18 protein-coding genes and 1 pseudogene are annotated in these 22252 nt (G+C 65.4%); 12 read left to right on the forward strand and 7 right to left on the reverse strand.

The window, feature by feature from the left end:
- Positions 1-136 precede the first annotated feature (136 nt).
- The 3 genes and pseudogenes from AC2CQI_RS08260 to AC2CQI_RS08270 all read right to left on the reverse strand — a co-directional run.
- Positions 137-814, reverse strand: a pseudogene (locus tag AC2CQI_RS08260) (PAS domain-containing protein); the annotation flags it as partial.
- On the reverse strand, positions 815-1831 hold the full coding sequence (locus AC2CQI_RS08265; protein ID WP_075803408.1) for a GGDEF domain-containing protein: 1017 nt from the start codon (positions 1829-1831) through the stop codon (positions 815-817).
- Positions 1821-2708, reverse strand: a complete 888-nt coding sequence (locus AC2CQI_RS08270; protein ID WP_075803409.1) for a hypothetical protein — start codon at positions 2706-2708, stop codon at positions 1821-1823. The genes AC2CQI_RS08265 and AC2CQI_RS08270 overlap by 11 nt, the downstream gene beginning before the upstream one ends.
- 268 nt (positions 2709-2976) lie before the next feature.
- Between AC2CQI_RS08270 and AC2CQI_RS08275 the strand changes: the two genes are divergently transcribed.
- From AC2CQI_RS08275 to AC2CQI_RS08290, 4 genes are all read left to right on the forward strand, one after another.
- On the forward strand, positions 2977-3435 hold the full coding sequence (locus AC2CQI_RS08275) for a (2Fe-2S)-binding protein (protein ID WP_075803410.1): 459 nt from the start codon (positions 2977-2979) through the stop codon (positions 3433-3435).
- Positions 3435-5663, forward strand: a complete 2229-nt coding sequence (locus AC2CQI_RS08280) for a xanthine dehydrogenase family protein molybdopterin-binding subunit (RefSeq protein WP_484579845.1) — start codon at positions 3435-3437, stop codon at positions 5661-5663. The genes AC2CQI_RS08275 and AC2CQI_RS08280 overlap by 1 nt, the downstream gene beginning before the upstream one ends.
- A 10-nt stretch (positions 5664-5673) precedes the next feature.
- Positions 5674-6987: a c-type cytochrome gene (locus AC2CQI_RS08285; RefSeq protein WP_484579846.1), complete on the forward strand. Its 1314-nt coding sequence runs from the start codon at positions 5674-5676 to the stop codon at positions 6985-6987.
- Between the two features lie 242 nt (positions 6988-7229).
- Positions 7230-8258 (forward strand): XdhC family protein, encoded by a 1029-nt coding sequence (locus AC2CQI_RS08290; protein ID WP_484579847.1) that lies wholly within the window; start codon positions 7230-7232, stop codon positions 8256-8258.
- Between the two features lie 19 nt (positions 8259-8277).
- Here the strand turns inward: AC2CQI_RS08290 and AC2CQI_RS08295 are convergent, their stop codons facing one another.
- Genes AC2CQI_RS08295 through AC2CQI_RS08305 form a run of 3 tightly spaced genes read right to left on the reverse strand, consistent with a single transcriptional unit; the run spans position 8278 to position 11938 of the window.
- A complete protein-coding gene (locus AC2CQI_RS08295; protein ID WP_484579848.1) occupies positions 8278-10449 on the reverse strand; it encodes a xanthine dehydrogenase family protein molybdopterin-binding subunit in 2172 nt (723 codons plus the stop codon).
- Positions 10446-11438, reverse strand: a complete 993-nt coding sequence (locus AC2CQI_RS08300; RefSeq protein WP_484579849.1) for an FAD binding domain-containing protein — start codon at positions 11436-11438, stop codon at positions 10446-10448. The genes AC2CQI_RS08295 and AC2CQI_RS08300 overlap by 4 nt, the downstream gene beginning before the upstream one ends.
- Positions 11435-11938 carry a (2Fe-2S)-binding protein gene (locus AC2CQI_RS08305; protein ID WP_484579850.1) on the reverse strand — a complete coding sequence of 168 codons (504 nt, stop codon included), beginning with the start codon at positions 11936-11938 and terminating at the stop codon, positions 11435-11437. Before AC2CQI_RS08305 ends, AC2CQI_RS08300 begins: the two co-directional genes overlap by 4 nt.
- 59 nt (positions 11939-11997) lie before the next feature.
- Here AC2CQI_RS08305 and AC2CQI_RS08310 point away from each other — a divergent pair, with 59 nt between their 5' ends.
- The 7 genes from AC2CQI_RS08310 to AC2CQI_RS08340 all read left to right on the forward strand — a co-directional run bounded on the left by AC2CQI_RS08310 (position 11998) and on the right by AC2CQI_RS08340 (position 20218).
- A complete protein-coding gene (locus tag AC2CQI_RS08310) occupies positions 11998-12585 on the forward strand; it encodes a nucleotidyltransferase family protein (protein WP_484579851.1) in 588 nt (195 codons plus the stop codon).
- Between the two features lie 1079 nt (positions 12586-13664).
- Positions 13665-14315: a cupin domain-containing protein gene (locus tag AC2CQI_RS08315; protein ID WP_484579852.1), complete on the forward strand. Its 651-nt coding sequence runs from the start codon at positions 13665-13667 to the stop codon at positions 14313-14315.
- A gap of 94 nt (positions 14316-14409) precedes the next feature.
- Positions 14410-15264 (forward strand): TackOD1 domain-containing metal-binding protein, encoded by an 855-nt coding sequence (locus AC2CQI_RS08320; protein ID WP_484579853.1) that lies wholly within the window; start codon positions 14410-14412, stop codon positions 15262-15264.
- Positions 15248-15772 carry a diguanylate cyclase domain-containing protein gene (locus AC2CQI_RS08325; protein WP_484579854.1) on the forward strand — a complete coding sequence of 175 codons (525 nt, stop codon included), beginning with the start codon at positions 15248-15250 and terminating at the stop codon, positions 15770-15772. Before AC2CQI_RS08320 ends, AC2CQI_RS08325 begins: the two co-directional genes overlap by 17 nt.
- Positions 15772-17100, forward strand: a complete 1329-nt coding sequence (locus tag AC2CQI_RS08330) for a glycosyltransferase family 2 protein (RefSeq protein ID WP_484579855.1) — start codon at positions 15772-15774, stop codon at positions 17098-17100. Before AC2CQI_RS08325 ends, AC2CQI_RS08330 begins: the two co-directional genes overlap by 1 nt.
- 14 nt (positions 17101-17114) lie before the next feature.
- Positions 17115-19199 (forward strand): TolC family protein, encoded by a 2085-nt coding sequence (locus AC2CQI_RS08335; RefSeq protein WP_484579856.1) that lies wholly within the window; start codon positions 17115-17117, stop codon positions 19197-19199.
- Positions 19196-20218, forward strand: coding sequence for an HlyD family secretion protein (locus tag AC2CQI_RS08340; RefSeq protein ID WP_484579857.1), 1023 nt, complete (start codon positions 19196-19198; stop codon positions 20216-20218). The genes AC2CQI_RS08335 and AC2CQI_RS08340 overlap by 4 nt, the downstream gene beginning before the upstream one ends.
- 123 nt (positions 20219-20341) lie before the next feature.
- Here AC2CQI_RS08340 and gcvA read toward each other — a convergent pair whose 3' ends face one another.
- The gene (gene gcvA, locus AC2CQI_RS08345; RefSeq protein WP_484579858.1) at positions 20342-21262 is read right to left on the reverse strand and encodes a transcriptional regulator GcvA; all 921 of its coding nucleotides are present in this window, start codon (positions 21260-21262) and stop codon (positions 20342-20344) included.
- 169 nt (positions 21263-21431) lie between these two features.
- Between gcvA and AC2CQI_RS08350 the strand changes: the two genes are divergently transcribed.
- Positions 21432-22205: an SDR family NAD(P)-dependent oxidoreductase gene (locus tag AC2CQI_RS08350; protein WP_484579859.1), complete on the forward strand. Its 774-nt coding sequence runs from the start codon at positions 21432-21434 to the stop codon at positions 22203-22205.
- The last annotated feature ends 47 nt before the right edge of the window (positions 22206-22252 follow it).

The following is a 22252-nucleotide window of genomic DNA, read 5'->3' on the forward strand; positions in this document are numbered from 1 at the left end:
GCCGCGCGTGTTGGTCGGTGACCCGGGCGACATCAAAGGCCAGCCCGGCGGCCTGCTTGACCAGATCGGCCTTCTCGACCTGCGCCGTGACGGTGTTGGCGAACTTGGCGACCTTGTAGACCTTGCCGGACGCATCCTTGATCGGGTTGTAGGTCGCCTCCAGCCAAACCACCTCACCGCGGCTGTCCAGGCGCTGGAACCGTCCCGCGATGAACTGGCCGCGCTTGAGCGCCCGCCAGAACTCGGTGTACTCCAGCGAAGCGGCGTCCTCGGCCCGACAAAACATCCGGTGATGCTTGCCCAGGATCGAGGTAAGGCCGTAGCCCATGGCCTGCAGGAAAGGGTCGTTGGCATCCAGCACGGTGCCCTCAAGGTTGAACTGAATGATCGCCGTCGAACGGTTCAGGGCCTGGAACATCTCCAGCCCGTCCCGCTCCTGGCGGCTTGGCACCGGCCAGGCAGAGCCGTAGCCCCGGCAACCGCCATGGCCATCGCACAGCCAGTACAGGCCCAGCATCACCGAACGCCCATCGGTCCCGCGGCAGCGCCAGCGGGTGGCGGTCTGCGGCTGCGCCGACCACTCGGCGCCAGGCTCCAGCAACTCGCCCGGACGCATGCCGAGCAGCCGCGTCGAGGGGCGCCCGAGGGCCTCGGCGCACACCTGGTTGACCGCACAGATCTGCCCTCGCTCATCCAGGGCGATACTGGCCAGGCCCTGTCCGAGACAGGCGAGCGATCCCTGAAGCGCTTGCAACTCCTGCTGGCAGGCCCGCAGGTCCTGCTGGCAACGACGGTTGAACATGGCTGACTCCATTTACTGACGGGAATGACTGTCCCGGGTGCCCGGATGCACCCTGTTCTTGCCGGCGCGCTTGGCCTTGTACAGGTTGCGATCGGCATGAATGAGAATCTCGGAAAGGTCCTGGTCCCGGGCAAAGGGCACCAGGCCGGCGCTGAAGGTGAACGGCACCGGTGCTCCGCGACACTCGCGCACGCCTTCCAGCAACTGCTGCGCCAATGCCCGGGCCTTGCGCGGGTCACGGGCATCGATGATGACGCCGAACTCCTCGCCGCCCAGTCGTCCCACGCAATGCCCGACGGCCATGGCCTTCAGCCGATCGGCCAGCATCCGCAGGACGTCATCGCCGACAGCATGGCCGAAGCGGTCGTTGATGCTCTTGAAGTCGTCCACATCGATCATCATGAAAAACCCGCCGGTGCCCGACGCGACGCAGCGTTCCAGGCGCGCCATCAGCGCCCGACGGTTGTATAGCGAGGTGAGGTCGTCGGTCTCCGACAAGGTGCGGTAGTGCCGCTCGATATCCAGGGTGTTCTTCAGGGCCCGGATATAGGTGCGGCTGTTGATCCAGCCCAGGCTGATGGAGCACACCACGAACAGGCCCAGGAAATACAGGTCGTCGGGTTCACCGTTCACATAGGGGCCGATCACGATCCAGGTCAGCACCGCCACGACCAGGTAATCCCAGGCCCCGCGAATCAGCAGCGATGCACCGACGACCGCCAGCACCGTCAGCGGCAGGGAGAAGCGCTGATGCAACAGCGGGTATTCGATGAAGATCAGCTTGAAGCCGACCATCACCACCAGCACGAAGGCCAGCCCGGAGAAGCGCCAGATCCGGTCGGACGCGGTAAAGGTCTGCAACAGGGCCAGCGCCCCGGAAACCAGCAGCGGCCCCCAGGCGGCCGGGCCGGCTGCCCGCTCGAACAGCACCACATGGATCAGCATCCAGGTGGCCAGCACCAGCATCTGGGCAGCGATAACGCCTTCGCGAAGCAGCAGCCGGATGCGCTGTCCCTGACTAGCCGACACGTCCGGCGCCTGGCTTGAACACTTCGGTTTCCTTGACATCCGCCCCTAGCTCCATACTGACCCGCGCAACCGCAAAATTGATCGCCATGGTGTGCCTGACCAGCTCGGCAAACATCGGCCGCATTTCCACCGTGTTACCGCAGCAGCGGAAGTAGCCCTTCGTCTCTCCCTCGCGGACCAGGCGCATGACATGGGTTCGCGACACATACAGGCGCGACGACAGCTCGGCATAGGTCGAGACCTTGTAGCCACCATTGGCCGGGCGGTGCCTGAGAGCATCCAGGTACAGCGCCAGCATCGGCAGGTGACCACCATCCTTGTTCATGATCCACTTGGCACCCGGCAGCAGGCTGTCGAGAAGAATGTCGGCATCGAGGAACTGCACCAGGCCGGTGAAAAACCGCCGCAGCAACGTGGCCGCGTCATTGGCCCTGCCGTACGCGCCGCCGCCCGGCGTCAGCAGGCAACCAGGCAGCAGATAGGCTTTGATAAGCCGTGCGGCTTCCTCGACGGCGAAGCGGGTCGGGCGGTAGATACGCAACCGGGCATCTTCGGGATGCACACTCACATGCATGTAGCCGGTGATGATAAAGAACGAGAAATAGGACTCCAGGCTGTTGCGCGACAGGTACCCTCGCCGCAGACAAAACTCCCTGACCTGGGAAAGCGGCGTCAGTGGATCGCGGTAATGAAACGCAAACAGCGACAGGACCACCATGAAGCGGTCGTACTTCAACAGGCTCTTGTAAAAGAATGGTTTGCGCTGGTAGTCATCGAGCATCAACTCCAGATGAAGGGTTATGGCTTCGTCGATTTCACCTTTGTAGAAGTCGCCGACGGTGTGTTGCAGACAATCCAGCAGTTCGGCTCGCGTCATCGAATTTCAGGCTACCTGGAATGAATAGCATCATGTGGCCATTACCTATCGCTGCCGATTATAAGGACTCCGGTGCCGGGGTTCGGATCACCCCAAAAATGTTTCAGCACGGGGGATTGATCAATCCCATCGCTAGCACCTAGCGAAGCGGTCCGGTCATCCTTCATGCATCCCTGTGCTAGCGTTTCCCGACGGGCTCACGCACCGAAGCGCACGGCTGCCTATAAAAAGCCCGATCAGACAACCGACCGAAAAGACTGGTGATCCCATGGACCTGCGAATCAATCAACAGACCTACCAGGTCGACGCCGATGCGGACACGCCCCTGCTCTGGGTGCTGCGCGACGACCTCGGCCTGACCGGGACCAAGTACGGCTGCGGCCTGGCCCAGTGCGGCGCCTGCTCGGTGCTGGTGGATGGCAATGTGGTGCGTTCCTGCGTGACCCCGGTGGCCGGCGTGGTCGGCCGCGAGATCACCACCATCGAAGCGGTCGAGGCCGATGACGTCGGCAAGCGCGTGGTCGAGGCCTGGGTCAAGCATCAGGTTGCCCAGTGCGGCTATTGCCAGTCCGGCCAGGTGATGGCCGCCACCGCCCTGCTCAAGCACAACGCCCGCCCCAACGACGGCGAGATCGAAGCGGCCATGGTCAACCTGTGCCGCTGCGGCACCTACAACGCCATCCGCAGCGCCGTCCACGAAGTGGCCAACAACGAGGGGGCTGCCTGATGAGCACTGAACAGCTGCCCCTCGGCGAGCCGGTCAACCTGTCGCGGCGCCGTTTCCTGCTCGCCAGTGCCGGCGCTGCGGCCGGCGCCCTGGTCATTGGCTGCGGCCTGCCCCTGGGCATCAGCCGCGTCGAAGCCGCCGAGACTGCGGCGCCCGGCATCAAGGTCCCGGCCCTGCTGGAAATCCGCCCCGACGGCCGCGTGCGCCTGCTCTGCTCGTTCATGGAAGGCGGCCAGGGCATCTACACCGCCATGGCGCAGATCGTCGGCGAGGAACTGGATATCGACCCCGCCCACTTCATCGTCGAAGCCGCGCCGGCCGGCCCGGCCTTCGTGGTGATGGACAATGGCCTGCGCATCACCGGCGGCAGCATGTCGGTGCGTACCAGCTACCCGACCATGCGCAAGCTCGGCGCCCTGACCCGGGCCATGTTGCTGCAGGCCGCCAGCGAACGATTGAAGGTGCCGGTCAGCGAACTGACCACCGAACCTGGCCGGGTGATCCACGCCTCGTCCGGCCGCTCCCTCGGCTACGGCGAACTGGCCGAACGGGCCATGGACCTGCCGGTGCCGAACGCCGACAGCGTGCCGCTGCGCGACCCGAGCCAGTTCCGCTGGATCGGCAAGCCGGTACAGCGCGTCGATGCCTACGACAAGTCCACCGGCAAGGCCGTGTACAGCATCGATATCAAGGTCGAGGGCATGCTCCATGCCGCCGTGCAGCACGCGCCGCGCCTGGGCATGACGGTCGGCAGCGTGCGCAACGAAGACCAGGTCAAGGCCATGAAGGGCGTGCATTCCGTGCACCGTCTGCCGGGCGCCATGGCGGTGGTCGCCGAACGCTGGTGGCACGCCAAGCGTGCGGCTGAAGCCTTGCAGGTGGACTGGCAGGAAGCCGGCCCCGACTCGAAACTGCGGCCCATGCCGGCGGACTTCTCCAGCGACGGCCATCGCGAGCGCCTGGCTGCAGAAACCGGCCCGGGCCGCGAAGCGGAGAAGGAAGGTGATTTCGCCAGCGCCTGGAACAAGGCGACCACCAAGGTCGAAGCCACCTACCACAACCAGTACCTCAACCACGCCCAGCTCGAACCGCCGTCGGCCACCGCCCGCTTCAACCCGGACGGCACCCTCGAAGTCTGGCTGCCGAACCAGGCGCCGGACATGTTCCGCGCCGATATCGCCAAGCGCACCGGCCTCGATCCGGAAAAGATCAGCCTGCATTCGCCGCTGCTGGGTGGCTTCTTCGGCCGCCACTTCCTCTACGAAAGCGCCAACCCGTACCCCCAGGCCATCGAACTGGCCAAGGCCACCGGGCGCCCGATCAAGCTGATCTGGAGCCGCGAGGAAGAGTTCGTCCGTGATGCCCTGCGGCCCATGGCCGTGGTCAGGTTCCGCGCCGCGCTGGACCAGGATGGCTTGCCGATAGCACTGGAAGCCGTCAGCGCCACCGAAGGCCCAACCGAAGCCATCGCCGGCAAGCAAGGGGAAAAAATCGACAACACGGCCGTCGAGGGCCTGGCCGGCAAGGCCTACGCCATCGCCAACCGGCGTATCGCCCAGAACTACGTGAAAGGCCCGGCGATGCTGGGCTACTGGCGCTCGGTGGGCAACTCGCTGAACGACTTCTTCTACGAAGCCTTCCTCGACGAACTGGCCGACCAGGGTAAGCACGACCCCTTCGACCTGCGCCTGAAACTGCTGCGCGACAACCCGCGCCTGACCACCCTGCTCAAGGCCGTGGGCGAGTTGTCCGGCGGTTGGAAACGCGGCCCGTATGTCGCCGAAGACGGCACCCGTCGCGCCCGTGGCGTGGCCATGGCCTCGCCGTTCGGCTCGGAAGCGGCGGTGATCGCCGAGGTGTCCATCGAGCACGGCCAGGTCAAGGTCCACGAGATCTGGCAGGCGATTGACCCGGGCAGCATCGTCAACCCGGCGATCATCGACGCCCAGGTCAATGGCGCAGTGGCCCTGGGGTTGTCCCAGGCGCTGGTGGAGGAAGCCGTGTATATCGACGGCAAGCCGCGGGCACGCAACTACGACCTGTACCCGATCCTGCCTCCGGCGCGCATGGCCCGGGTGCATGTGAAGATCATCGAAAGCGGCGCGAAGATGGGCGGCATCGGCGAACCACCGCTGCCGGCCACGGCGCCGGCGGTGGCCAATGCCGTGGCGCACCTGACCGGCCAGCGCATTCGCAGCATGCCGCTGTCACGCTACAGCTTCAGCTAAGGGGCCGTCGATGACTGTGAAACGACTGGGCCTGCTGGTCCTGCTGTGCGTTGCTGTGCTGGGCTGGTACGTCACCCGCACCCCCGCCTCGCCTTTTGTGGCGCAGGCGGACGACGGGGCGGATGAGCAACTGATCAAGCGCGGCGAATATGTCGCCCGTCTCAGTGACTGCGTGGCCTGCCACAGCCTGCCGGAGGGGCGTCCCTTTGCCGGTGGTCTGAAGATGGACACGCCACTGGGGGCGATCTACGCCACCAATATCACCCCGGACCGCAAGCACGGTATCGGCACCTACAGCCTCGCCGACTTCGACCGCGCCGTGCGCCATGGCGTGCGGCCGGATGGCGGGCGGCTGTATCCGGCGATGCCCTACCCGTCCTACGCCAGGCTTAGCGATGAGGACGTGCGGGCGCTGTATGCCTTCTTCAGCAAGGGCGTGGCGCCGGTTGCCGAGGCGAACAAGCCGGGCGAGATTCCCTGGCCGTTGAACCTGCGCTGGCCGATCGCGCTGTGGAACGGGCTGTTCAGTCACTCCGCGCCCCATGCCGACAATGCGGGCAAGGACGCGCTGTGGAATCGCGGCGCCTACATCGTTGAAGGGCCCGGCCACTGCGGCAGTTGCCATACGCCACGGGGCCTGGCCTTCAACGAAAAGGCCCTGGACGGCAGCAAGCCCGCCTACCTCTCCGGCGCCCTGCTGGATGGCTGGTATGCGCCAAGCCTGCGCGACGACCCGAATACCGGGCTGGGGCGCTGGAGCGAAGCGGAGATCGCGCAGGTCCTCAAGACCGGGCGTAACAAACATGCGGTGGTGTTCGGCTCGATGACCGAGGCGTTCAACAACTCCACGCAATTCATGACCGATGACGACCTCGCCGCGATTGCCCGCTATCTCAAGTCGCTGCCGGGTGATCCGCAGCGCGATGGGCCGGCATGGCAGTACCAGGCGGCGCAGGCCGATGCGCCGGGCGCGCATACCTATGCGACCCGCTGTGCGTCCTGCCATGGTCTCGACGGGCGTGGGCAAAGCGAATGGATGCCACCGCTGGCGGGGGCTTCTTCGTCAATGGCCCATGAGAATGCGTCGAGCATCAACATCACCTTGAATGGTGCGCAGCGGGTGGTGGCGGCCGGGGTGCCGGATGCCTACCGGATGCCGGCGTTCAGGGAGCAGTTGTCGGATCGGGAGATTGCCGAGGTGTTGAGTTTCGTCAGGACGCAATGGGGGAATCGGGGTGGTGCTGTGGATGTAAAGGATGTTGGAAAGTTGCGCGAGCGCACCGACCCGGCGAGTGCCAGCCCGATCGTGCTGCGTATGCGCTGATCCCGGGACACCGCAATCCCCTGTAGGAGCTGGCTTGCCTGCGATGGACCGCAAAGCGGTCCCAAACCATCCAGCACGAGTTGTGGTCATATGAAGTTGTGGATTCAGCGCCTGGTCGATTGTGGTTTTCCAGATACCCCGGCGTGGCAGGTTTTGGGACCGCTTCGCGGTCCATCGCAGGCAAGCCAGCTCCTACAGGGATCGCGGCCAGCCTGAACGTCATATCAACAGAGGCCCACCCCATGGAAAGCATCGACCTCCTGGTCCTGCGCACCGCCCACGACTGGCTCACCTCGGGCCAGCGCACCCTGCTGGCCACGGTGGTCCGCACCTGGGGCTCTTCCCCGCGCCCGGTCGGCTCGATGATGGCCCTGCGCGGCGATGGCCGGGTCATCGGCAGTGTTTCCGGTGGCTGTATCGAGGACGATTTGATCCATCGCTACACCACCGCTTATGAAGGTCCCGGACTACCCGACGGTTTGCCGCGACTGGTGCGCTACGGCATCGACGCCGACGAAGCCCACCGCTTTGGCCTGCCCTGCGGCGGAACGCTGGAAATCGTCCTCGAATTTGCGCCCTGCGCCGACAGCCTGGGCCAGCTTCTCCAGCATCTCGACAACGGTCACCTGGTGCGCCGCAGCCTTGATCTCGCTAGCGGCCGGGTCTCGCTTCGAACCACGCTCAACCCTGAACAGTTCGCCTTCGATGGCGAACGCATGCTCACCACCCTCGGCCCCGGCTACCGCATGTTGCTGATCGGTGCCGGTGCCCTCGCCGAATACCTGGCGACCATGGCGCAGTTCAACGGCTTCAAGGTCAGCGTCTGCGACCCGCGTCCGGAGTACATGGAGGCCTGGAGTCTTGACGGTGTCGAGCAATTGGTCGGTATGCCCGACGATATCGTCCGCGCCTTCGCTCCCGATTTGCGCACCTGCATCATCGCCCTCAGCCACGACCCCAAGCTGGATGACCTGGCGCTGCTGGAGGCCCTGCACAGCCCGGCGTTCTATATCGGCGCGATCGGGTCGCGGCGTAACAGCCAGAGCCGGCGCGAGCGGTTGATCGAGCATTTTGGGGAGACGGAGGTGTCGTTACAGCGGCTGCATGGGCCGATCGGAATCTATATCGGCAGCAAGACCCCGGCGGAGATTGCGGTGAGTGTGATGGCGGAGGTGCTGGCAGAGAAGAATGCGGTGGTGTTGCCAACGGAGTTTTCCGTGGTCAAGGCCAAGCAGGCGCAGGAGTGCGACCTGCACCTGGCCGGGATTTAAGGGCGCCTGAACAGCACCCTCAACCCATCAGCTTCTCCACCGTCAGCGGAAAGTCCCTCACCCGCCTCCCGGTGGCATGGAACACCGCATTGGCCACCGCCGCCGCCACGCCGACCACGCCGATTTCACCCACGCCCTTTGACCCCAGCTCATTGACGATATCGTCCGGCTCGTCGACGAAGATCACCTCGATCTCGCCAATATCGGCGTTCACCGGGATGTGGTACTCGGCAAGGTTGTGGTTCATGTAGCGGCCCAATCGATGATCGATCTGCGTCTCTTCGTGCAAGGCCATGCCCAGCCCCCAGACCACGCCGCCGAGGATCTGGCTGCGCGCGGTCTTGGGATTGATCACCCGCCCCGCCGCCACCGCGCTCACCACCCGGCTGACGCGCAAGGTGCCCAGGGCTTCGTCGATCCGCACCTCGACGAACACTGCAGAATGGGTTGCGCTGGCAAAGCCCTGGCGCCTGGCCGACGGCTCGGCGTCGACCCGCGCTTCCAGGTCCTCCAGCGGATACCCCCGGCCATTGACCTGCAACTGCCCGTCGCGAACGATGAACGCCTCGGCTTCCAGCGCCGCCAACTCCGGATAGCGCCCCTTGGCCCAGGCCACCAGCTTGCCGCGCAGCGCCTGGCATGCCTGCCGCACCGCCGAACCTACCGACGACACAGTAAATGAACCGCCCTGCAACGGCGCCGTCGGCAGGCTGCTGTCGCCAAGCTGGAAGGTCACGTCGGCCAGTTCGGCGGCAAAGGCATCGGCGGCGATCTGGGTCATCACCGTATAGGTCCCGGTGCCGATATCGGTGGTCGCGCTGCTCACCCACAGATGTCCATCCCGGTCCAGTCGCGCACGGGCGCTGGCCTTCATCTGCATGGCTTCCCAGACGCCGCCGGCCATGCCCCAGCCAATCAGCTCGCCCTGCTCCTGCATGCTCCGCGGTTTCGGATCGCGACTGTGCCAGCCAAAGCGCAAGGCACCCCGGGCATAGCAGTCGAGCAGCGCCTTGCTGGAATACGGCTTGCCCTCGTTGCCATTGCTGTCGGCGAAATTGACCCGGCGCAGCTCCACCGGGTCCATCGCCAGTGCGCACGCCAGCTCGTCCATCGCGCACTCCAGGGCGATCACCCCGGAGGCCGCGCCCGGCGCGCGCATATCCAGCGGCGTGTAGACGTCCAGCGGTACCAGGCGGTAACCCATGGCAACGTTGTCGCAGCGATAGAGCATGCCCGACCACTCCACCAGATGCTCGGTGAAATCCTCGAAGCGCGAGGTCTGCCCGGTCGCCTCGTGGGAGATCGCCAGCAGCCCGCCTTGCGCGTCCGCACCGAGCTGCATGCGCTGCACGGTGCGCGGACGGTAACCGAAGGTGAACATCTGCTGGCGGGTCAGGGTGACCCGCACGGAGCGCTGCAACTGCAGCGCCGCCATCACCGCCAGGGTCAACTGGTACTGCGGGCGCAAGCCGGAGCCGAAGGCGCCGCCGACATAGGCCGCGCACACCCGCACCTTGTCCTTGGGCAGGTCAAAGACCTTGTGCAGGTAGTCCTGACTGTTCTGGGTACCCTGGGTCTTGTCGTGAACCTGGAGGCTGCCGTCCGCGCTGTAGATCACCGTCGAGGCGTGGGGCTCCATCGGGTTGTGGTGCTCGATCGGCGTGCTGTAGGTGGCATCGACCTTGTACGCTGCGGACTCGAAGGCTCTGGCGAAGTCACCCCGGGGCTTGGGTAGTTCTGCCGGGGCAGCGTGGGCCTTGGGCAGATCGGCGAGCAGATCGGTCTGGTGTGGCTCCTCGTCGATCTCGATCCTGACCAGCGAACCGGCGTGGCGCGCCAGTTCCAGGCTCTCGGCGACCACCAGCGCCAACGGCTGGCCGCTGTACAGCACGCGATCATTGAACAGCGGACGAAAAGGTTTGCCGTCGGCGGAGTCGGCGTCCTCATAGGACTCGTCGTCCCCGGCCATCCTCGGCCGGTTCAGGTGATGCAGCACCGCGACCACGCCGGGCACCGCCAGCGCCGCGTCGCAATCGATGCGGCGAATCCGGCCGCGGGCGACATTGCCGCTGACCACGCTGCCAAAGAGCAAGCCCTGCTCGGGGTACTCGCCGGCGTAGCGGGCGCTGCCGGTGACCTTGGCCGGGCCGTCCACCCGGTCCAGTGGCTGACCGCTCAGGGGACTGTTCATGGCTGCTCCTCCGCGGCCTGTGCCTGGCTCAGTGCACGAATGATGGCGTTCTTCGCCAGGGTGATCTTGAAGGCGTTGTGCTCCAGCGGGCAGGCATCGCGCAACAGTTGGTCGGCGAAGTCGGCCCAGGTGTCGCGGTTGGCGGGGCGACCGTGCATTGACTGCTCCAGCTCGGCCTCGCGCCAGGGTTTGTGCGCTACGCCGCCGAGGGCCACGCGCAATTCGGCGATGCGGTTGTCGTCCGTCAGTGCCAGGCCGGCTGCCACCGATACCAAGGCAAAGGCATAGGACGCACGGTCACGGATCTTCAGATAACGGCAGCGCGCGACGAAGCGGGGCTGCGGCAGTTCGATGGCGACGATCAGCTCGTCCTGTGCGAGACCGTTGTCCTGTTCGGGAGTGGTGCCTGGCAGGCGATGGAAGTCGGCGAAGGGTATCGTCCGTTCGCCCTGTTTGCCGTGCACCAGCACCCGCGCGTCCAGTGCCGCCAGGGCCACGCACAGATCCGATGGATGCACCGCCACGCACTGCTCGCTGGCGCCGAGGATCGCGTGCTGGCGATTCAGCCCGTCCCGCGCCGGACAGCCGCTGCCGGGGTGGCGTTTATTGCAGGGCACTGCCGCGTCGTAGAAGTAATGGCAGCGGGTGCGCTGCAACAGGTTGCCGCCCGTGCTGGCCATATTGCGCAACTGCGGCGAGGCCCCGGCCAGGATCGCCTGGCTCAGCAACGGATAGCGCGCCTCCACTTCCGGGTGCCAGGCCAGCTCGGCGTTGCTCACCAGGGCGCCGATGCGCAAGCCGCCGAGGGGCGTGGCGCACACCTCGCCCAGGGGCAGGCCGGTGATATCGATCACCCGTGAGGGGCGCTCGACGTTCTCTTTCATCAGGTCGAGCAGATTGGTCCCGCCGGCGATGAAGCGTGCGTCCGGTCCGGCCTGCTGCACGGCCTGTTCGATGCTGTCGGGCTTGCTGTAGGCGAAGGGCGTCATGGGCGCGGCCCTCCCATGTGCGGCAGTGCTTCTTCCACCGCCGCGACGATATTGCTGTACGCACCGCAGCGGCACAGGTTGCCGCTCATGGCCTCCTGGATCTGCGCCCGCGACGTCGCCCTGCCCTCACGGGCCAGGCCCACGGCTGAGCAGATCTGGCCGGGGGTGCAGTAGCCGCACTGGAAGGCGTCGTGGGTGATGAACGCCTGTTGCAGCGGGTGCAGGCGGTCGCCGTCGGCGAGGCCTTCGATGGTGGTCAGTTCGTCGCCGTCGCACATGACCGCCAGGGTCAGGCAGGCGTTGACCCGGCGGCCGTTGCGCAGCACGGTGCAGGCGCCGCACTGGCCGTGGTCGCAGCCCTTTTTGCTACCGACAAGATCGAGTTCGTCACGCAGCAGGTCGAGCAAGGTCAGCCAGGGTGGGACCTGGAGCTGGTGGAGATTGCCGTTGATCTCCAGTCGGATGGGGTGCGTGCTCGGCTCGGTTGGGACATCGCTCATGACAAAGGCCTCACGGTAGGTATGCTTGTGCTTTTCAGGTCCGACCGGGGGGTGCAGAGATGGGTTCAAAGGGATTGACCGGGGGGTGTGCGGCGCTGGTGCTGGCGGCGGGGCGCGGGCGCAGGTTCGGGAGTGACAAGCGGGTGGCGGTGTTGCCTTCGGGGAAGCGGTTGCTGGAGACGACGCTGGCGCGGGTGATGGAAGCGTTCGATGACGTTTGGGTGGTGTTGCGACCGGGAGACGATCCGGCGGCGCTGGGTGTGGATCCGCGGGTGACCGTAGTCAGGGCTGAGCGGGCAGATGACGGGATGGGGGTGAGTCTGGCGGCTGGTATTCGGGTCGTGGCCGGGACTTCGGATGCTGAGGCGGTGGCAGTGCTGCTGGGGGATATGCCTTGGATCGAGGTGGAAACGCTGGTGAAGTTGAAGGGGTTAGCGGGAACAGAACGGATTGTGGTGCCGGAGTTCGAGGGGAAGCGAGGTCACCCGGTGGTGTTTGGCAGGAAGTTTTGGGGAGAGCTGATTGAGCTGGAGGGAGATCAGGGAGGCAAGCGGGTGATCGAAGGAAACCTGCAAGCGTACCTGCCCGTGGCAGTCAAGGATCATGGGGTAACCAAGGACGTGGATTCGCCCGGCCTCGCGAGCTGAGCATGGAAACTTACAATTCAATCCTGCTGAGGGCAGGTGACGTTGCCATTGTTCAGCTTCAATCATCTGGCTCCAATCGAAATGGCGACCGTGCGTGGAGCGCCTTGAGGCGAGCAGGTTTGCCTCGGTACCTGTTGACCAACTCTGCGTGCGGTCGTCGCCCCGTTTGAGCGTGCAACGTTGCACATGCGTTATGGCTGCTGTACGCGGGGCACTTTCGAGTGCGCCGGGATGCCTTGAGACCGGTTGACCAACCTGCGTGCAGTTGCCTCCCCGCTCACCGAGATCGAGTTATGGCGGCTGTGTACAGGGCGCCCGAAAGCGCGCCGGTATCCTTAGGCCCGGTTGACCAACCTGTGCCACAGTCGCCACCTGCTCCGCCTTCTGCAAACATCGGGACCGGCTTTATCAGGGAAATGTTGGGTGTCTGGACTGACGCCATCGCTGGCAAGCCAGCTCCCACAGGGACCTGAGTCAGCCACGGTATTTGTGCTCGCCGCGGACACTGTGGGAGCTGGCTTGCCAGCGATTGCGGCGGTGGATTCACTACCGCAATCGCGGGTGAACCCGCTCCCACCCGGTCCGCGTATATCAGTGAATTACTGGGCCTGGGCTGACGCCATCGCTGGCAAGCCAGCTCCCACAGGGGCCCGAGCCAGCCACAGTATTTGTGCTCACCGCGGACACTGTGGGAGCTGGCTTGCCAGCGATTTCGGTGGTGGGTTCACTACCGCAATCGCGGCTGAACCCGCTCCCACCCGGTCCGCGTATATCAGTGAATTACTGGGTGTCTGGACTGACGCCATCGCTGGCAAGCCAGCTCCCACAGGGTCCTGAGCCAGCCACGTTATTTGTGCTCGCTGCGGACACTGTGGGAGCTGGCTTGCCAGCGATTTCGGTGGTGGATTCACTACCGCAATCGCGGGTGAACCCGCTCCCACCCGGTCCGCGTATATCATGACGCCAGCTCTCACCCAGCCCGCATCGCAAAGCATTTGTTTGCCCACCCACAGAATTCCTTACTCGCTCCAGCCTCCTTCCGCGGCGATAATTTCGTGGCCAGCCCACCGGAGCCCACCATGCTCAACGAACACCTGAACGCAGACCTGACCCTGCCAGCAGTGATGCATGCCCCCACCCTGCCTTGGCTTGCCAGCCCGCTACCCGGCGTAGAGCGCCGTCCGCTCTACCGCCTCGGCGCCGAACAGGCCCGCGCCACCTCGATCGTGCGCTACGCCCCTGGCAGCCATTTCAGCCCCCACCTCCACGGCGCCGGCGAGGAATTCGTGGTCCTCGAAGGCACCTTCGAGGACGAGCACGGGAGCTACCCCGCCGGCACCTACGTACGCAACCCACCCGGCAGCCAGCACACCCCCGGCTCCACAAACGGCTGCACGATCTTCGTCCGCCTGCGCCAGTTCCACCCCCTCGATTCCGTCCACCTCGCCCGCCCATTACCCACTCAAACCGACGAACTGCTATTCGAAAACATCCACGAACGCGTCTCGCTGCGAACGGTCGCGAAAAACACGGCAATCACCCTGGATAACCCACGCGGACTCGAGCTTCTGATCCTCGAGGGTGATTTGCAAACCGCTGATTTAAGACTGGAAACACTCGGCTGGCTACGCCTGCCTCCAGGCCATCACTTCTACGCACGATCGGGACCAAACGGCACCCGTTTCTGGCTCAAGGACGCCCCTTTGGACCTCGGAATGAACACCCCGTAAATTTGTACATGAAACTTGTACAAGCCAAACACTTGTAGAACTTTTCCGCGATATCAGGCTCGGACCAAACAGACCTGATGCCTGGAAAAGTCCGATGACCGTTACGACCCTCCGCGTTGCTGCGATAGGCCCCGGCCACCTCACCCTTCCGACCTCCACCACCTGTTTCACCACCGTTGAAGACCTGCTGGAGCAGCCCGCTTTCGACGTGCTGATCCTCACCGGCAGCCCCGAGCAGAACGCCGAATCCGCCCAGAAACTGCGCCGCCATCCGGCCTACACCCTGAGCCTGATCTACTGTCTCGGCGACCACCCTCTGACCGAGGCCCTGTGCGACGGCCTACCTCCCGCCGACCCGGCACCAGCCTTTCACCAATGGCGCGAACGCCTCGCCCTGTTCAACCGCGGCCGCGCCCCGGAAGGCCCTGAGGCGCAGTTGATCGCCTGGCTCTGGCTGCGCGCCCCCGGCCAGCTCAAGGCCCTGCGCAAACCCGATTCCCCGGCGCTCTACCACTACCCGCTGATCGACGCCCTCGGCGATGACCAGCTCAACGGCCACGCCCTGGTACAAAGCCTGGTCCAGCGCAATCTGCTGGACAGCGTCAGCCTGGTGGACCGCATCCGCCTGTGCCGCCGCTGCGGCAGCGGGCATTTGAACTACGTGGATGTGTGCGTCGAATGCACGTCGCTGGATATCGTCCGCGAGCCGTCCCTGCACTGCTTCACCTGCGGCCATGTCGGCGCCCAGGCCGAGTACCTCAAGGACGGCGTACTGGTGTGCCCCAACTGCCTGACCCGCCTGCGCCATATCGGCACCGACTACGACCGGCCGCTGGAAAACTACCGCTGCCAATCCGGCCTTCTTCGTCGATGGCGATATCCAGGCGCGATGCCTGGATTGCGGCGAGCACCATGCGCCGGACGAGTTGCTGGTGCGCCAGGTGCATGACCATCGCTTGTCAGAGACCGGCCTGATCAGCGCTCGCCAGGGCCTGGAGCGGGATTTCGACCAGTACTTCGGCGGCCTGTCCCTGGTCGGTGTGAACGCCTTCAAGACCCTGCTCGACTGGCAGCTTGAACTGATCGCCCGCCACGGCTCGCCAACCTTCGCCCTGCTCGGCATCCGCTTCAAGAACCTTGGCGGCGCCCTCGCCCGCCTCGGCCCGCAACGCGGCCACGCCCTGCTCGATACCTTGATCGAACGCATCCAGGTGGCCATCCGTGATACCGACCGCTGCACCCGCACCAGCGAGGAACAGCTGTGGCTGCTGCTGATGTGCACCGACCGCGTCGGCCTGGAGCGGGTGACCGAGCGCCTGAACCAGATCAGCGAGCTGTTCGTCGGCCAGGACCTGCAGGACATCGTGCTGACCACCAGCGGCTGCGTGGCCCCGGCCGACCTGGTCGAGAAGGAAGACGCCGAGCTGCTGATGGCGCGTCTGGCGGGGGCGCTCTGATGGATGCCCTGCTCGCTCACCTCGATGCCTGGCTGGCCGAGATCCAGGGGCCCGACGGGCACTGGCGGCTGTTCCTGATGGTGTTTCCATATTTCCTGCTGCTGGAGGTGCCGCTGAACCTGCTGGTGCTGCTCGGCACCCTGCGCTGGTTCGTGCGCGAACACAGCGCCGTGCCGCGCAACGAGGCCTGGTACCCGCGGGTGTCGTGCATCATCACCTGCTACAGCGAGGGCAAGGATGTCGAGCTGACCCTGCGCAGCCTCGCCGAACAGACGTACCCGGGGATGATCGAGATCATTCCCATCGTCGACGGCGCCAGCGTCAACCACGAGACCACCGAGGTGGTGCGACGCTTCAAGGCCGAGCACAAGCTGCCGGGCAACCGGGTGCTGCGGCCCATTGCCAAGTGGCAGCGCGGCGGGCGGGTGTCGTCGCTCAACAGCGGGCTGGCCTTCAGCAGCGGCGAGATCCTGATCAATGTCGATGGCGATACCTCCTTCGACAACGACATGGTCCTGCGCATGGTCCGCCATTTCAGCGACCCCAAGGTGCCCGCCGTGGCCGGCAGCCTGCGGGTGCGCAATGCGCGGCAGTCGTGGATCGCGCGGATCCAGGCGCTGGAGTACCTGCTGTCGATCCAGATGTGCAAGATCGGCCTGGCCGAGTGGAACCTGGTGAACAACGTGTCCGGAGCCTTCGGCGCTTTCCGCCGCGAGTTCCTCGAGCAGATCGGCGGCTGGGACACCCACACCGCCGAAGACCTCGACCTGACCCTGCGCATCAAGAGCTACTTCCGCCGCTACGGCCTGCGCATTCCCTTCGAGCCCCGGGCCATCGGGCACACCGATGCGCCGGCGACCCTGCGCAGCTTCCTCGACCAGCGCCTGCGCTGGGACGGCGACCTGTTCTTCGTCTACCTGCGCAAGCACCGGCATGCCTTCACCCCGCGCCTGCTGGGCTGGCCGAACTTCCTGATGCTGATGGTCAGCGGGTTGTTCTTCCAGCTGGTGCTGCCCTTCATCATCGTCGGCTACAGCCTGGTGGCGCTGTTCATCCTGCCGCCGACGGCGTTCCTGTTCTATTCGCTGCTGATCTACACCCTGTACCTGGCCATGAGCGGCCTGCTGTACCTGGGGCTGATGCTGATGGTCAGCGAACGACCGCGGGAAGACCTGGCGCTGATCTGGGTACTGCCCTTCTACCCCCTGGCGATGTACGCCCTGCGCTGCTGGAGCGTGGTCGCCATTCTCAATGAAACCCTGCGGCGCGGGCACGAGGAATCGAGCATGGCGCCCTGGTGGGTACTCAAGCGGGCCAACCGTTTCTAAGGCATTCACTACTGATGATGAAAACAGCACTGCGGCTGCTGCCGCTGGCTTTCTGCGCGCCGCTTTTGGCCCAGGCGGCTCCCTTGACCCTGGACCAGGCCCTGCGCCAGGCCGGCGACGGCCGTGGCGTCGGCGCCAGCAATGCCGAACTGGAGGCGCGTTATGCGGCCAGGGAACAACGTGAAAGCGAGAGCGGCTGGGAGGTCTATGGCAATGCCAATGTCGGCCATTACCGTGAGCTGGTCACCGAGGATATCCGCGATGATTACTACGGCCGCAATGCCGCCATCGGCGTGCGCTATCCACTGCTTGGCAGCCTGGCCCGGCGCATGGAGGCCGTAAGGGCCAGCGAGCGCGATGTGCGGGTCGGCGAGATCGAACAGGGTTACCAGCGCGCCCGTCAGCGCCTGGCGATCCGCAGCAGCTACGCCGACTGGTGGCGGGCGACCCAGGAACAGCAACTGTGCCAGGACGTGCAGGCCGCCTCGCGTGATGCCGAGGAACAGTTGCGCACCCGCCTGAAAGGCCAGTGGATCCTGCCGTCCGATGCCGAGCTGATGCGCAGCGAATGGATCTCCGTCACCCGCCGCTGCGACATGCAGGGCGATCTGCTCGCGGATATCCGCGCCAGCCTGCGCAGCCTCGGTGTGCCGGTGGACGAGTCATCGACCCCGGTCGCCATCCCCCTCGCCGGCCAGCCGCGCCCGCTGGAAGCCTGGCGCACGCAACTGGAAAGCAACCCGCGCCTGGCCCGCCGCGATGCCGAGCTGAGCCTGGCCGAGCAGAACCGCCATCGCCCCTGGTACAGCGCCATCGACTCGTATTTCAACGTGACCCAGACCGTCGAGCAGCGCAGCGGTGCCGGCGAGAACGGCAGCGGCCTGAGCGCCGGGGTGACCTTCAGCGCGCCACTCGACCTGCTCGACTACGGCACCGCCCGCAGTCGCGAAGGCGAGGCCCGCTACCAGGCGGCGGTGCAAGCGAAGGAACAGGAACACGGCGTGCTGCTGCGCGAGCTGGGCAAGGTGCTGGAGCAGCAGCGGCGCAACGCCAATGAATACGCGTGGCGCAGTGAGCGACGCACTGCCGTGGACCGCATCGTCGCCGAACGCCGCCAGCGCACCGGCCTGGACTCCGGCGAAGCCAGCGTGCGCCTGCTGCAGGCCGAGGTGGATCACTACAACGCCGGCTTCGCGCAGATTTCCGCCTGGCATGCGGCCTGGTTGCAGGACGCGGCGCTGCGTCTGTTCGGTGATGACAGTGCAGATTTCGAGGCGTTGCTGGGCGATCACTGGTTGCGCTGGCAGCCGGTCGACGAGGAACAGCCACCGGCCGCATCCAGCGACTGGCGCCAGGGTGTTTACCTCTGGCACAGCGAGATACTGCTCGATCCACGGACCCGCGACGGTGAGTTGCGCGCGCTGAAACAGGCTGGCATGCAGGTGCTGAATCTTGGCCTCGACGCCGTGCAGGTGGCCGCCATGGAACGCACCCGGCCCGCCCTCGACCAGCTACTGCGCAGCGCCCATGCCCAGGGCTTCAAGGTCAACCTGCTGCTGGGCGATCCGGCCTGGATCAAGCCCCGGGAGCGCGCGCAACTGGTGGCGCTGATCCGTCAACTGAGCGCCCTGCCCTTCGACGGCCTGCACCTGGACCTGGAAGTCGAGCAACTGGGCTGGCCGGTGCCGGACCAGCGCCTGAAGGACTGGCTCGCCACCCTGCGCGAGGCCAAGGCGGCAAGCCCGTGGCCGCTGAACCTGTCCAGCCATCCGCGCTGGTTCCTCGAAGAGGCCCGGCGCAACCCCTGCGTGCCCTGCGAGTTGCAGCAGCTGGGCGTAGGTGAAATCAGCCTGATGATCTACACCCGCAACCCGACCTCCAGCGCCAACCGGGCGACGGAGATCGCGAAGAAATGGCCGGGCCTGCACCTGCGTCTGGCGCAGAGCGTGGAAACCGATCAACCGAAGGACCTCAGCTGGGCCGACGCGGGCCAGCAGAAACTGCAGGAGCAGACCACCCACTGGAAAAACGCGCTGCTGCCCGCCGGCATCAGCGGCATCGACTGGCAGTCCTGGAGCGAGTACCCGAGAAGCCGATGAAGATCAAATTCAGCAGTGCCAAGGAACAACACCCCACCGAAGACAACGGCATGCAGGTGCTCTATGCGCCGGGCAAGCGCCTGGCGTTCAGGCTGCGCTGGTACCTGATCCTGTTCCTGATCTGCCTGCCGGTGCTCTGGCTCGCCGGGCGCTACGGGCTGGCGTTGTTGCGCATCGAGGCCCCGGCCCTGGTGCGTTTGCCGACCCTGGAAGTACGCGCCATGCAACCCGGCGAGATCCGTGCGTTGCGGGTCCAGGCCGGGGATCATGTGCAGGCCGGCACGCCGCTGGCGGATCTGGACAACCCGGAATGGCGCCTGCGCCTGAGCCTGTTGCAGGCCGGCTCGGCGCCGGCTGCCAGTGCCTCGGTGAACGAGCAGAACCGCGCGGTGCTGCGCAGCCTGGTGCAACGGGCCTCGACACATGTTGGCGAAGTGCGCCGGCTGGTGCAGCAGGGTGCCGCGACCCGTGGCGAGCTGCTGGAAGCACAGAATGCCCTGGACAGTCGCGAGTCGGAGTTGCTGGCCTTCGAGCGCAGCCTGAGTGGTGGTGCGACGCAGGACTACGCCCGGCAGCAGGAGCGCGAGGGGCAATGGCTGAAGGAGCAACTGGCGCGGATGGACGTGCATGCCAGCGAGGCCGGACGGGTTGCCGAGGTGATTGCCGCGCCGGGTGAGAATGTCGGTCCGGGGACCTTGCTGATGCGCCTGGAGCGCGAGGGGCCGGCGCAATTGTGGGTGTACCTGGACCCGAAGGATGTCGAGCACTCGACGCTGGGGTCGGCGCTGGATGTGCTGCTGCCCAATGGTGAATGGGTCGGCGCGCAGGTGATCAGCCCGGCGGAAAGCGCCAACCCGCTGCCCAGTGACCTGCGCAAACCGTTCAGCAGCCCGACCCGGGGGCTGATGGTGCCGGCACGTTTCAATGAGCCGCTGGCCAGTGAATGGAGGATCGATTCGCTACCGGTACGGGTGAGGTTTGCCAATCAGCATTTCCGGGTGTTTGGTTGGGCGATCTGAAAATGATGGGTTGACTGGTCGGGCCTCATCGCTGGCAAGCCAGCTCCCACAGGGTCCGAGTCGCTGCCGAACCCTGTGGGAGCTGGCTTGCCAGCGATGAGGCCGGTCCTGCCACCGAAAAAGTCAGTGCTGTGCACTGGCCTCCGAAAGCAACCAATCCCGAAACGCCTGCACCTTCCCCAACTCCCCACACTCCGGCCGATAGACCACGTAGTACGCCTGGGTCAACGGACAATCCAGCCCCTTGTCGGCAAACGGCCGGATCAACCGCCCTGCCGCCAGGTCATCCTTGACCATCACGCTGCGCGCCAGGGCCAAGCCCTGCCCGTCCATGGCCGCCTGAAGCACCGCCGCCGAGTTGTTGATGCGCAGGCCATGGTCTGTATCGATCCCGGTAAAGCCCGAAGCATCCATCCACATCCGCCAGGTCGGATAGTCCGGATCGCCCGCCATGGAAAGGTCATGAATCAGCGTGCAGCGATCCAGCACCTTCTCCGGCAAACGTCCTTTCTTCAACAACGGATAATCCGGCGCACACACCGGGAACAAGGTCTCGGCCATCAGGTGCAGCGCCGTCAGCCCCGGCCGTTTCCCGGCTCCATAACGCACACCAATATCGATCCGCTCTGCCTGGAAATCCACCGAGCGGGCATTGGTATCGAGCAGCACATCCAGCCGTGGATGCGCCTGCTGGAACCGCTCGATCCGCGGCAGCAGCCATTTCGAGGCAAAGGCCGGACTGACGCTGACCGTCAGCCCCGTATGCACACCAGCATCCTTGAGCCGCGCCAGCCCCACCGTGAGCCGGTCGAAGCCGGCCTGGATATCCGGCAAGGCCGAGCGGGCGATATCGGTCAGCATCAGCCGCGCCGTGCCACTGCCGGCGCGGGTGAACAGCGGGATGCCGAGCCAGGCTTCGAGGCTGCGCACCTGCTGCCCGACTGCCGCCGGAGTGACGTTCAGCTCCGCCGCTGCTGCGGAAAAACTCTGGTGCCGCGCCGCCGCTTCGAAGGCGCGCAAGGCGTTGAGATAGGCCAGTGACATTGAAAGTTTTTCTTTCCCGTTAGCGAAAATATCCTGCGTTGCGAGCGAGCCTGCGCGAGACAACAATGCAGCGCAAGCCAGCCCGACTCTCTAAGGAAAATAGCAGAACCGGGGCGGTTTTTCCTGCTCAATGCGATGCGTGCCCGATCAAGGCCCTGGAGTGTTCTCGATGCAAAGTTTTTCTAACAAGGTAGCAATCATCACCGGTGGTGGTTCAGGTATCGGCGAAGAGGTGGCCCGGCAACTGGTGAAAGCCGGCGCCAGCGTGGTGATCGGCGGGCGTAATGCACGCAAGCTAGAAGAGGCGGCGGTGCGAATCGATGCCAGCGGAAACCAGGTACGCACCCTGGCCGGCGATATCGCTGATCCGGCAACCGCCGAGGCACTGGTCGCCCTGGCGCAGAAGGCCTTCGGTGGCGTCGATATCCTGGTCAACAACGCGGGGGTCTTTAACCCCAAGCCTTTTCTTGAAGTCAGCCCCGCCGAGTACGACGGGTTTCTCGACATCATCCTCAAGGGCAAGTTCTTCATGGCCCAGGCAGCGGCCAGGGCGATGATCCAGCGTGGTGGCGGCGCAATCGTGCAGACCGGTTCGCTGTGGGCTATCCAGGCCATCGGCGCGACGCCTTCGGCAGCCTATTCCGCTGCCAATGCCGGCGTGCATGCCCTGACCCGCAACCTGGCCCTGGAACTGGCCAGCGCCAATATCCGCATCAACACCGTGGCCCCGGCCGTGGTGGAAACACCGGTCTACGGGACCTTCATGAGCGCCGACCAGGTGAAGGACGTGCTGCCGACCTTCAACGCCTTCCACCCCCTGGGCCGCAATGGCCAGCCGGCGGATGTGGCCCAGGCGATCCTGTTCCTGGCGTCGGAACAGGCGTCATGGATCACCGGGGCGATCCTGCCGGTGGATGGGGGGGTGACCGCCGGGCGCAACTGAGCCTGGGGATTGCCTCTGCGCGACCCGCCACAACTGCCATCACGACA

The sequence above is a fragment of the Pseudomonas sp. P2S-1 genome, assembly GCF_057197725.1.

Excerpts from the sequence above, each read along its gene's own strand:
- AC2CQI_RS08270 (WP_075803409.1), bottom strand. The coding sequence starts at position 2,708 with ATGACGCGAGCCGAACTGCTGGATTGTCTGCAACACACCGTCGGCGAC.
- AC2CQI_RS08275 (WP_075803410.1), top strand. The coding sequence starts at position 2,977 with ATGGACCTGCGAATCAATCAACAGACCTACCAGGTCGACGCCGATGCG.
- AC2CQI_RS08280 (WP_484579845.1), top strand. The coding sequence starts at position 3,435 with ATGAGCACTGAACAGCTGCCCCTCGGCGAGCCGGTCAACCTGTCGCGG.
- AC2CQI_RS08285 (WP_484579846.1), top strand. The coding sequence starts at position 5,674 with ATGACTGTGAAACGACTGGGCCTGCTGGTCCTGCTGTGCGTTGCTGTG.
- AC2CQI_RS08290 (WP_484579847.1), top strand. The coding sequence starts at position 7,230 with ATGGAAAGCATCGACCTCCTGGTCCTGCGCACCGCCCACGACTGGCTC.
- AC2CQI_RS08295 (WP_484579848.1), bottom strand. The coding sequence starts at position 10,449 with ATGAACAGTCCCCTGAGCGGTCAGCCACTGGACCGGGTGGACGGCCCG.
- AC2CQI_RS08300 (WP_484579849.1), bottom strand. The coding sequence starts at position 11,438 with ATGACGCCCTTCGCCTACAGCAAGCCCGACAGCATCGAACAGGCCGTG.
- AC2CQI_RS08305 (WP_484579850.1), bottom strand. The coding sequence starts at position 11,938 with ATGAGCGATGTCCCAACCGAGCCGAGCACGCACCCCATCCGACTGGAG.
- AC2CQI_RS08310 (WP_484579851.1), top strand. The coding sequence starts at position 11,998 with ATGGGTTCAAAGGGATTGACCGGGGGGTGTGCGGCGCTGGTGCTGGCG.
- AC2CQI_RS08315 (WP_484579852.1), top strand. The coding sequence starts at position 13,665 with ATGCTCAACGAACACCTGAACGCAGACCTGACCCTGCCAGCAGTGATG.
- AC2CQI_RS08320 (WP_484579853.1), top strand. The coding sequence starts at position 14,410 with ATGACCGTTACGACCCTCCGCGTTGCTGCGATAGGCCCCGGCCACCTC.
- AC2CQI_RS08330 (WP_484579855.1), top strand. The coding sequence starts at position 15,772 with ATGGATGCCCTGCTCGCTCACCTCGATGCCTGGCTGGCCGAGATCCAG.
- AC2CQI_RS08335 (WP_484579856.1), top strand. The coding sequence starts at position 17,115 with ATGATGAAAACAGCACTGCGGCTGCTGCCGCTGGCTTTCTGCGCGCCG.
- AC2CQI_RS08340 (WP_484579857.1), top strand. The coding sequence starts at position 19,196 with ATGAAGATCAAATTCAGCAGTGCCAAGGAACAACACCCCACCGAAGAC.
- gcvA (WP_484579858.1), bottom strand. The coding sequence starts at position 21,262 with ATGTCACTGGCCTATCTCAACGCCTTGCGCGCCTTCGAAGCGGCGGCG.
- AC2CQI_RS08350 (WP_484579859.1), top strand. The coding sequence starts at position 21,432 with ATGCAAAGTTTTTCTAACAAGGTAGCAATCATCACCGGTGGTGGTTCA.